Raw genomic sequence first — 621 nt, 5'->3', positions numbered from 1 at the left:
GGTATTTCTGCACCTTGCTGCACAAGGTGAGTAGTCGCTGATAGCATCGGCGCATCAACACTACCATGAATGTTAATGACCACATTGCTGATGACTTGTTCGCCATCGAGTGTGGTTGCAATCACTGGAATTTTTTCTTGTATGGTTTCATGCACACCTAGGTGATTGACTGCCGAGTTAGTATTATCTAATGCATAATGATAATGTCCGGCACTATCAATCGAGAATGTCCCATAAGTAGTGTGCTGCTGAACTTGCGGCGTGAATTCTGGCTGATCAATACCATCTAAATCTTTGGCTTTTAATTCTCCTTTGACTTCAAATTGGGCACTATCTTCTTTCAGATCAGCCGTTAAACCCGCTGGCGAAATATCGGCTATACCGGCGTTATTAACATCATAGATATGCGGTGCTGAGGACCCTCCGTGATCATTCGTCACCGACAAAGTATGCTGCCCATTAGATAGGCCTGTAATAGCAACATCAAAGTGACCGTGAGCGTCAACCACCGTCGTCGCTATTGTGTGTCCTGCTTCAACGATATGGATAGTTTCACCGGCAACGCCGGTACCACTAAGTAGATTTGCTCCAACATGCAACTGCTGGTAGGTACTAAAATAC

The 621-nt window shown here is 45.1% G+C and carries 1 protein-coding gene; it reads right to left on the bottom strand.

The window, feature by feature from the left end:
- On the bottom strand, positions 1–621 hold a 621-nt coding region (locus tag A3762_RS10505), incomplete at both ends, for a VCBS domain-containing protein (protein WP_156493389.1).

Source organism: Oleiphilus sp. HI0125 (assembly GCF_001635355.1).
The sequence above is the reverse complement of the archived record's forward strand: the minus strand, read 5'-3'. Positions and strand labels throughout refer to the sequence as shown.